5 protein-coding genes are annotated in these 11,504 nt (G+C 35.1%); 4 read left to right on the plus strand and 1 reads right to left on the minus strand.

The annotated features are described in order from the left end of the window. Positions 1-21: 21 nt before the first annotated feature. The 4 genes from rplL (at position 22) to BXU10_RS12075 (ending at position 9,401) form a co-directional block, all read left to right on the plus strand. Positions 22-393: a 50S ribosomal protein L7/L12 gene (gene rplL, locus BXU10_RS12060; protein WP_078227523.1), complete on the plus strand. Its 372-nt coding sequence runs from the start codon at positions 22-24 to the stop codon at positions 391-393. 266 nt (positions 394-659) lie between these two features. Then, positions 660-4,472, plus strand: a complete 3,813-nt coding sequence (rpoB, locus tag BXU10_RS12065; RefSeq protein WP_078227524.1) for a DNA-directed RNA polymerase subunit beta — start codon at positions 660-662, stop codon at positions 4,470-4,472. Positions 4,473-4,727: 255 nt separating this feature from the next. Next, the gene (gene rpoC, locus BXU10_RS12070; RefSeq protein ID WP_078227525.1) at positions 4,728-9,038 is read left to right on the plus strand and encodes a DNA-directed RNA polymerase subunit beta'; all 4,311 of its coding nucleotides are present in this window, start codon (positions 4,728-4,730) and stop codon (positions 9,036-9,038) included. A gap of 54 nt (positions 9,039-9,092) precedes the next feature. Continuing rightward, positions 9,093-9,401 (plus strand): DUF3467 domain-containing protein, encoded by a 309-nt coding sequence (locus BXU10_RS12075; RefSeq protein ID WP_025572408.1) that lies wholly within the window; start codon positions 9,093-9,095, stop codon positions 9,399-9,401. A 239-nt stretch (positions 9,402-9,640) separates the two neighbouring features. Here the strand turns inward: BXU10_RS12075 and BXU10_RS12080 are convergent, their stop codons facing one another. Beyond that, positions 9,641-11,233, minus strand: coding sequence for a peptide chain release factor 3 (locus BXU10_RS12080; RefSeq protein ID WP_078227526.1), 1,593 nt, complete (start codon positions 11,231-11,233; stop codon positions 9,641-9,643). Between the last annotated feature and the right edge of the window lie 271 nt (positions 11,234-11,504).

Genomic DNA, 11,504 nt, shown 5'->3' on the forward strand with positions numbered 1-11,504 from the left:
TCATTTTAAACGATAGAAAAAATGGCAGATTTGAAACAATTCGCAGAACAATTAGTTAACCTAACAGTTAAAGAAGTTAACGAATTAGCAACAATATTAAAAGATGAGTACGGTATCGAGCCTGCTGCTGCAGCTGTAGTAGTTGCTCAAGGTGGTGGAGAAGGTGCTGCTGAAGAAGCACAAACTGAATTTACAGTTGTATTGAAAGAAGCTGGAGCTTCTAAATTAGCTGTTGTAAAATTAGTTAAAGAACTTACAGGTTTAGGTCTTAAAGAAGCTAAAGATGTAGTTGACGGTGCTCCATCTAACGTAAAAGAAGGTGTTTCTAAAGAAGAGGCTGAAGGTCTTAAAAAATCATTAGAAGAAGCTGGAGCTGTAGTTGAATTAAAATAATTCAACTCGGTTTTAAGAACTAGGTTTAGGTCCTGAGTTAGTACTCAAAGGCCTAAACCATTTTTCGTATAATAAAATACATTAAATTTTATTATCAAATAGTTTAATATACGAAAGAGTTTTTGATCAATACGAAGAAAAAAAATTGAGCTGAAGTTATAAGCTTATTTTTAAAGATGTATTGGTTTTAAAAAGAAAGTATAAACTACGCAGTGTGTTTTTACACAAAAAAAATTACTTTTTTTTAATCAAAATTTTGTCCATTGATGATAACAAATCAGACTGAAAGATTGAATTTTGCCTCTACAAAAAACATACCTCAATATCCGGATTTTCTAGATGTGCAGGTAAAATCGTTTAAAGATTTCTTTCAATTAGAAACTAAATCTGACGAAAGAGGCGACGAAGGGTTGTACAACACCTTCATGGAAAACTTCCCTATTACAGATACGAGAAACAACTTCGTATTGGAATTCCTTGATTATTTTGTAGATCCGCCACGTTATACCATTCAAGAATGTATAGAGAGAGGTCTTACTTATAGTGTGCCTTTAAAAGCCAGGTTAAAACTATACTGTACAGATCCAGAACACGAAGATTTTGAAACAATTGTACAAGATGTTTATCTTGGAACAATTCCTTACATGACTCCAAGTGGTACTTTTGTAATCAATGGTGCCGAGCGTGTTGTAGTATCTCAATTACACCGTTCTCCGGGGGTTTTCTTTGGACAATCATTCCATGCAAATGGGACTAAACTTTATTCTGCCAGAGTAATTCCTTTTAAAGGTTCTTGGATAGAATTCTCTACAGATATCAACAGCGTAATGTACGCTTATATCGATAGAAAGAAAAAATTACCTGTAACAACTTTATTTCGTGCTATCGGATTCGAAAGAGATAAGGATATCCTTGAAATTTTCGACTTAGCAGAAGAAATTAAAGTTTCTAAAACTGGTATTAAGAAATATATTGGAAGAAGACTTGCTGCACGTGTATTGAACACATGGCACGAGGATTTCGTTGATGAGGATACTGGAGAGGTAGTTTCTATCGAACGTAACGAAATCATCCTTGATCGTGATACAATTATTGACAAAGATAATGTTGAAGAGATCATAGATTCTAACGTTAAATCTATTTTGTTACACAAGGAGGATAATAACCAAGCAGATTATGCTATTATCCACAATACGTTACAAAAAGATCCAACAAACTCTGAAAAAGAAGCTGTAGAGCACATTTACCGTCAGTTGCGTAACGCTGAACCGCCTGATGAGGAAACTGCTCGTGGTATTATAGATAAATTGTTCTTCTCTGATCAACGTTATAACTTAGGTGAAGTTGGTCGTTACAGAATGAACAAAAAATTGAATTTAGATATCCCTATGGATAAGCAAGTGCTTACCAAAGAAGATATCATTACAATTGTAAAATATTTGATCGAATTGATCAACTCTAAAGCAGAGATTGATGATATTGATCACTTATCAAACCGTCGTGTTAGAACAGTTGGAGAACAATTGTCTCAACAATTCGGTGTTGGTTTAGCACGTATGGCCAGAACTATTCGTGAGAGAATGAACGTTAGAGATAACGAGGTGTTTACACCAATTGACTTGATTAATGCTAAAACATTATCATCAGTTATCAACTCTTTCTTTGGAACAAACCAGTTATCTCAATTTATGGACCAAACGAATCCATTAGCTGAGATTACGCACAAAAGAAGACTTTCTGCACTTGGGCCAGGTGGACTTTCGAGAGAGAGAGCTGGTTTTGAGGTTCGTGACGTTCACTATACTCACTATGGTCGTTTATGTCCGATTGAAACTCCAGAGGGACCAAACATTGGTTTGATTTCATCACTTGGTGTTTATGCAAAAGTAAACGGAATGGGATTCATCGAAACTCCATACCGTAAAGTAACTAATGGTGTAGTGGATTTAGAAAGTACTCCGATTTACTTAAGTGCTGAAGAAGAAGAAGGAAAAATGATTGCTCAGGCAAACATTGAGATGGATGAAAATGGTAAAATTACAGCAAGCAATGTTATTGCACGTGAGGAAGGTGACTTCCCGGTTGTTGAACCGTCTGTAGTTCATTATACAGACGTAGCACCTAACCAGATCGCTTCGATTTCTGCTTCATTGATTCCTTTCCTGGAGCATGATGATGCGAACCGTGCGTTGATGGGATCAAACATGATGCGTCAGGCAGTTCCTTTGATCCGTCCTGAAGCACCAATTGTAGGTACAGGTTTAGAGCGTCAGGTAGCTTCAGATTCAAGAGTATTAATCAATGCTGAAGGGCATGGAACTGTTGAATATGTTGATGCTAATATCATTACTATTAAATACGATCGTACTGAAGACGAGAGAATGGTTAGTTTTGATGCTGATGAGAAAACATACAACTTAATTAAATTTAGAAAAACCAATCAAGGTACAAGTATCAATTTGAAACCAATCGTAAGAAAAGGTGACAGAGTTGTTCCTGGGCAAGTATTATCAGAAGGATATGCTACTCAAAATGGTGAATTAGCTTTAGGTAGAAACTTAAAAGTTGCGTTCATGCCATGGAAAGGGTATAACTTTGAGGATGCGATTGTAATTTCTGAAAAAGTAGTTCGTGATGATATTTTTACATCTATCCACGTTGATGATTATTCATTAGAGGTTAGAGATACTAAGTTAGGAAACGAAGAGTTAACAAATGATATTCCTAACGTTTCTGAAGAAGCTACTAAAGATTTAGATGAAAACGGTATGATTAGAATTGGAGCAGAGGTTAAACCTGGCGACATTTTGATTGGAAAAATTACACCAAAAGGAGAATCAGATCCTACTCCAGAGGAGAAATTACTTCGTGCAATCTTCGGAGATAAAGCTGGTGATGTAAAAGATGCTTCATTAAAAGCTTCTCCATCTTTACACGGTGTAGTTCTTGACAAAAAATTATTTGCAAGAGCCGTAAAAGATAAACGTAAACGTACTCAGGATAAAGATGCTTTAGGCGCTTTAGAAATGGAATTCGAAACTAAATTTGTTGAATTAAAAGACAGATTGGTTGAGAAATTATTCCTGATCGTTAACGGAAAAACATCTCAAGGTGTAATGAATGATTTGGGTGAAGAAGTTTTACCAAAAGGTAAAAAATATACTCAAAAAATGCTTTACGCAGTAGAAGATTTTGCTCACTTAAGCAAAGGTCAATGGGTTGCTGATGATGCTACAAATAAAATGGTTAATGATTTAATTCATAACTATAAAATTAAGCTGAACGACTTGCAAGGATCTTTAAGAAGAGAAAAATTCACTATTACAGTTGGAGATGAATTACCATCTGGAATCTTGAAATTAGCTAAAATCTATATCGCCAAAAAGCGTAAGTTAAAAGTAGGTGATAAAATGGCGGGACGTCATGGTAACAAAGGTATTGTTGCAAGAATCGTTCGTCATGAAGATATGCCTTTCCTTGAAGACGGAACACCGGTAGATATCGTATTGAATCCACTTGGGGTACCTTCACGTATGAACATTGGTCAGATTTATGAAACTGTTCTTGGATGGGCTGGTATGAACTTGGGTAGGAAATTTGCTACTCCAATTTTTGACGGTGCTTCTTTAGATCAAATTAATGAATTAACTGATGAAGCTGGAGTACCACGTTTCGGACATACACACCTTTATGATGGTGGTACTGGAGAGCGTTTCCATCAAGCTGCAACTGTGGGGGTAATTTATATGCTTAAATTAGGACACATGGTTGATGATAAGATGCACGCACGTTCTATCGGACCATACTCGTTGATTACACAACAACCACTTGGAGGTAAAGCTCAATTTGGAGGTCAGCGTTTTGGAGAGATGGAGGTTTGGGCACTTGAGGCTTATGGAGCTTCTAGTACACTTCGTGAAATCTTAACAGTTAAATCGGATGATGTTATTGGTAGAGCTAAAACTTACGAAGCTATCGTTAAGGGTGAGTCTATGCCAGAACCAGGATTGCCAGAATCATTCAATGTATTGATGCATGAATTGAAAGGTCTTGGGCTTGACATTCGTTTAGAAGAATAATAAAAGTTTTGTAGTCAGTCTCATTTTTTAATGGGACTGATTACTCATTTATATAAGTTTTTAAAGATTTATACCCGTAACCCGTTCCGATTTTTTATAAATGCAAAGCATTTTATAACTAGCGCTTCAAATAAAAGTTTGAGGTTTAGAGAAGTAACCCGAGGTAGTAGCGAATGATTAACTCTTTTCTTTTAAAGAGTAGATTATAAATCTAAAATCAATTTTTTAATTGTAAATAAATCAATAGTAAAAACTATGATGAATAATAGAAACAACAATAAAGATAAAAATCAGGTAAAAAGATTTAATAAAATCTCTATCGGATTGGCTTCACCAGAATCTATCCTGAAAGAATCAAGAGGAGAGGTTTTAAAGCCGGAAACTATTAACTATAGAACACACAAACCAGAACGTGACGGACTTTTCTGCGAAAGAATCTTCGGACCAGTTAAGGATTTTGAATGTGCTTGTGGCAAGTATAAAAGAATTCGTTACAAAGGTATTATCTGTGACCGTTGTGGTGTTGAAGTTACTGAGAAAAAAGTACGTAGAGACAGAGTAGGACACATCAACCTTGTTGTGCCAATTGCTCATATCTGGTATTTCCGTTCTCTTCCAAACAAAATTGGTTATATCCTTGGTCTTCCATCTAAGAAATTAGATATGATTATTTACTACGAAAGATATGTAGTAATTCAGGCTGGTATTGCCAAGAATGCAGATGGAGAATCTTTACAAAGACTAGATTTCTTAACTGAAGAAGAATATTTGAATATTTTAGATACTCTTCCACAGGATAATCAATATTTAGATGATTTTGATCCAAATAAATTTGTTGCCAAAATGGGAGCAGAGTGTATTATGGATTTATTAGCTCGTATCGATTTAGATGAGTTGTCTTATCAATTAAGACACAGTGCTAATAACGAAACATCTAAACAACGTAAAACTGAAGCTTTAAAAAGATTACAAGTCGTTGAGTCTTTCCGTGAGTCTAACTTAAATCGCGAAAACCGTCCAGAATGGATGATTATGAAAGTGGTTCCTGTTATTCCGCCAGAATTACGTCCGCTTGTACCACTTGATGGAGGTCGTTTTGCAACTTCAGATTTGAACGATTTATATCGTCGTGTAATCATCCGTAATAACCGTTTGAAAAGATTAATGGAGATTAAAGCTCCTGAAGTTATCTTAAGAAACGAGAAGCGTATGTTACAAGAATCTGTAGATTCATTATTCGATAACACACGTAAAGCTTCTGCTGTTAAAACAGAATCTAACAGACCATTAAAATCATTATCTGATTCCTTAAAAGGTAAGCAAGGACGTTTCCGTCAAAACTTACTTGGAAAACGTGTGGATTATTCTGCCCGTTCGGTAATTGTTGTTGGTCCTGAATTAAAATTATTCGAATGTGGATTGCCAAAAGATATGGCATCTGAATTATACAAACCTTTCGTAATCCGTAAATTGATTGAAAGAGGTATTGTTAAGACAGTAAAATCTGCTAAGAAAATCATTGACAAAAAAGAGCCTGTAGTTTGGGATATCCTTGAAAATGTAATTAAAGGACACCCTGTATTGCTTAACCGTGCTCCTACGTTACACAGACTTGGTATTCAGGCTTTTCAACCAAAATTAATTGAAGGAAAAGCGATTCAGTTACACCCATTAGTATGTACGGCTTTCAACGCCGATTTTGATGGTGACCAGATGGCGGTTCACTTACCATTAGGACCAGAGGCTATTTTAGAGGCTCAATTATTAATGTTGGCTTCTCACAATATCCTAAACCCTGCAAATGGTGCTCCAATTACTGTACCTTCTCAAGACATGGTCTTGGGTCTATATTATATGACTAAAGAGCGTATTTCTACAGAAGATCACATTATTTTAGGTCAGGATTTGACTTTCTATTCTGCTGAAGAAGTAAATATCGCATTAAATGAAGGAAGATTAGAATTGAATGCTCGTGTGAAAATTAGAGCAAAAGATTACAATGAAACTGGAGATTTAGTGTACAAAATTATCCAAACAACTGCAGGGCGTGTATTATTTAACGAAGTAGTACCTGAAGCAGCTGGATATATCAATGACGTATTGACTAAGAAAAACCTTAGAGATATTATCGGACACATTTTAAGTGTGACTGATGTACCTACAACGGCAGCTTTCTTGGATAATATGAAAGATATGGGGTATAAATTCGCATTTAGAGGAGGTTTATCATTCTCTTTAGGAGATATTAGAATCCCAGAACAAAAAACGAAGTTAATTGCAGATGCCAGAGAGCAAGTTGAAGGTATCTCGACTAACTATAACATGGGTCTTATTACCAATAACGAACGTTACAACCAGGTTATTGACGTATGGACTTCTGCGAATGCTCAGTTAACAGAATTAGCAATGAAAAATATTAGAGAAGACCAGCAAGGTTTCAACTCTGTATATATGATGCTTGATTCTGGGGCGAGGGGTTCTAAGGAGCAGATTCGTCAGTTAACAGGTATGCGTGGATTGATGGCTAAGCCTAAAAAATCTACTGCCGGTGGTGGTGAGATTATTGAAAACCCGATTCTTTCTAACTTTAAGGAAGGTCTTTCTATCCTTGAGTACTTCATTTCTACTCACGGTGCTCGTAAAGGTCTTGCGGATACGGCTCTTAAAACGGCCGATGCTGGTTACTTGACAAGAAGACTTCATGACGTTTCTCAGGATGTTATTGTTAACATCGAAGATTGTGGAACTTTAAGAGGTGTTGAAGTATCTGCATTGAAGAAAAACGAAGAAATCGTTGAATCTTTAGGAGAGAGAATTTTAGGGCGTGTTGCATTACAAGACGTAATTAATCCTCTTACTAATGAAGTAATGGTTGAATCAGGTCAACAAATTACGGAAGCAATTATGAGAACGATCGAAGCTTCTCCAATTGAAAAAGTAGAGGTTAGATCTCCATTAACTTGTGAGGCTACAAAAGGTATTTGTGCTAAATGTTACGGTAGAAACTTAGCTACCGGAAAAATGACACAAAGAGGTGAAGCTGTAGGAGTTATTGCAGCTCAGTCTATTGGAGAACCGGGTACACAGTTAACTCTTCGTACGTTCCACGTTGGAGGGGTTGCAGGAGGTATTTCTGAAGAATCTAGTATTGTTACAAGATTCGCTGGTAGACTTGAGATTGAAGATTTAAAAACAGTAAAAGGAGAAGACAGCGAAGGAAATTCTGTTGATATCGTGGTTTCACGCTCAACTGAGTTAAAGTTAGTTGACGAGAAAACGGGAATTGTTTTAAATACACATAATATTCCTTACGGATCCAGTATTTTTGTAAATGATGGAGATGTTGTTAGTAAAGGAACGGTAATATGTAAATGGGATCCATATAATGGTGTAATTGTTTCTGAGTTTACTGGTAAGATTGCTTACGAAGATTTAGAGCAAGGACAAACATTCATGGTTGAAATTGATGAGCAGACAGGTTTCCAGGAAAAAGTAATTTCTGAGGCCAGAAATAAAAAATTAATTCCAACCTTATTGGTTTACGGTAAAGAAGGAGAGTTAATTCGTTCTTATAACTTACCGGTTGGAGCTCACCTGATGGTTGAAAATGGTGAAAAAATTAAAGCTGGTAAAGTATTAGTTAAAATTCCACGTCGTTCTTCTAAGTCTGGAGATATTACAGGAGGTTTACCAAGAATTACAGAGCTTTTAGAAGCTCGTAATCCTTCTAACCCAGCTGTAGTTTCTGAGATTGACGGAGTTGTTTCTTTTGGAAAAATCAAAAGAGGTAATCGTGAGATCGTAATTGAATCTAAATTTGGTGACGTTAGAAAATATCTTGTGAAACTATCAAGTCAAATTTTGGTTCAGGAAAATGACTTTGTAAGAGCGGGTGTTCCATTGTCTGATGGTGCAATAACTCCGGATGATATTTTAAGAATTCAAGGGCCGGCAGCTGTACAACAGTATTTGGTGAATGAAATTCAGGAAGTATACCGTTTACAAGGGGTAAAAATTAATGACAAACACTTTGAGGTAGTTATCCGTCAAATGATGCGTAAAGTAAGGGTTCAGGATCCTGGAGATACTTTATTCTTAGAAGATCAATTAATTCATACTAAAGATTTTATCGTTCAAAACGATAAATTATATGGAATGAAGGTAGTTGAAGATTCTGGAGATTCTGCTGTATTGAAACCAGGTCAGATTATTACGCCTCGTGATTTACGTGATGAAAATTCATTGCTGAAACGTAATGATAAAAACTTAGTTGTAGCCAGAGATGTAATTACTGCAACGGCAACGCCAGTTTTACAAGGTATTACAAGAGCTTCGCTGCAAACTAAATCATTCATTTCTGCTGCTTCATTCCAGGAAACAACAAAGGTACTTAACGAAGCTGCAGTAGCAGGTAAAGTTGATGATCTTGAAGGATTGAAAGAAAATGTAATTGTTGGACACAGAATTCCTGCAGGAACTGGTATGAGAGAATACGATAATACAATCGTAGGATCGAAAGACGATTACAATGAAATGATGGCAAATAAAGAAGAATATATTTATTAATTCTTATCAATTCCCTCTTTTTCGAAAGAGGGAAATTGAAAAAATATTAAAATTATGAGTAATCCGAAACAACAAGAGCAAATTAATATCGAGTTAGATGAAACTATTGCAGAAGGAATTTATTCTAACCTTGCGATTATCAACCACTCATCATCTGAATTTGTTTTAGATTTTGTAAATATTATGCCGGGTACTCCAAAAGCCAAGGTGAAGTCAAGAATTGTTTTGACGCCACAACATGCTAAAAGATTATTGAGAGCAATTGGAGAAAATATTCATCGATTTGAAGCTGCTCATGGCGAAATCAAAGAAACTGAACAAGCACCGATTCCGCTTAATTTTGGTCCGGCAGGACAAGCGTAAATTTTTAAAGCTCCAGAAATGGAGCTTTTTTTATAAATGAATTAATAAAAAGTGTATTTAATCTGATTTAATTTACTTTCAACGAGTATGTTTTAATAGGTTACTGTTTAATCATACTTTTGACTTAACATAAAATAAAGAAAATTAATTTTTCCATATAAAGGTTAATTTAATTCTTAAAAAAAGCGCCAACTTTCAAAGTTGGCGCTTTTTAATTTTGTGTAAAATGTAAAATGTCTTTATTCAAATTCTGATGTAAAAAATAATTTTACATTTGGATATTTACTTTGAGTCATCTGAATCGTAAAATCAGAATCAGCTAAAAAGACTAATTGTCCATATTTATCATGAGCTAGGAATTTTTGTTTGATTCTTTTAAACTCTTTAAACTCTTCACTTTTAGGGTCGTTAGGTTTTACCCAGCACGCTTTGTGAACAGGAAAATTTTCGTAAGTACATTTGGCTCCATATTCATGTTCCAGACGGTATTGGATTACTTCATATTGCAGTGCACCAACAGTACCAATGATCTTACGGTTATTCATTTCTAATGTAAATAACTGTGCTACACCTTCATCCATTAACTGATCAATTCCTTTATCTAATTGTTTTGCTTTCATTGGATCAGCATTATTAATGTATCTAAAGTGTTCAGGTGAAAAACTTGGAATTCCTTTGAAACTCATTAATTCACCTTCAGTTAATGTATCACCAATTTTAAAATTTCCGGTATCGTGAAGACCAACAATATCTCCCGGATATGAAATGTCGACAATCTCTTTTTTCTCAGCGAAAAATGCATTTGGACTCGAAAATTTTAAATTTTTCTTCTGGCGAACGTGATAATAAGGCTTATTTCGTTCGAATGTTCCAGAAACAATTTTGATAAAAGCCAGACGATCTCTGTGTTTAGGATCCATATTGGCATGTATTTTAAATACAAAGCCGGACATTTTTTCTTCAGTAGGATCTACCAAACGAGTTTCAGAGTCTTTCGGTCTTGGAGATGGTGCTATTGCAACGAAACAATCCAACAATTCGCGAACTCCAAAATTATTCAAAGCAGAACCAAAAAATACAGGCTGAAGTTTTCCGTCTAAATAATCCTGACGATCAAATTTTGGATAAACTTCGTCGATTAATTCTAATTCTTCACGAAGTTTCTGAGCTGCTTTTTGACCAACAATTTTATCTAATTCCGGGTTATTTTGGACATCAGAAAAGGCAATCGTTTCTTCGATATTTTTTCTGCTGTCTCCGCTAAAAAGATTGATGTTTTGTTCCCATAAATTATAAATTCCCTGAAAATCATACCCCATTCCGATAGGGAAACTCAAAGGAGTAACCGTCAAACCTAGTTTTTGTTCTACTTCATCCATTAAGTCAAAAGCATCTTTTCCTTCACGGTCCAATTTATTGATGAAAACAATCATTGGAATATTACGCATTCTACAAACTGCAACTAATTTTTCAGTTTGTTCCTCAACCCCTTTTGCAACGTCAATAACAACTATAACGCTATCAACAGCTGTTAAAGTTCTAAAAGTGTCTTCAGCAAAATCCTTGTGTCCGGGTGTATCAAGAATATTGATTTTTTTGTCATTATAATTAAAAGCAAGAACAGAGGTTGAAACAGAAATACCTCTTTGGCGTTCGATTTCCATGAAATCACTCGTTGCACCTTTTTTAATTTTATTGTTTTTTACGGCGCCTGCTTCCTGAATTGCACCTCCAAAAAGTAATAATTTTTCTGTCAATGTTGTTTTACCGGCATCGGGATGCGAGATAATTCCAAAAGTTCTTCTGCGTTGTATTTCTTTTAAAAAGCTCATATTTTTGTATAAATAGGTTGCAAAAGTACTATTAATTAATACGATTTGAAAATAAATGCGATTCTGTTTTGGTTTAGATGATTTGGTTTTTTTATTATTTAGACTAATAAAATCATTAATATGTTTTTTCTTGATTGCCAACTGTCTGCATTGTGTATAATTTTTTGTTAATAGTATAGCTGATAGTTGGATTATGTAATTGAATTGTTATTTTTGTCCGTTATAAGTTGTAAAAAACGAAAGCAATTTTTTTGTATTTTCTAAGTTTTGA

Source organism: Flavobacterium sp. LM4 (assembly GCF_002017935.1).
Classification (GTDB): Bacteria; Bacteroidota; Bacteroidia; order Flavobacteriales; family Flavobacteriaceae; genus Flavobacterium; species Flavobacterium chungangense.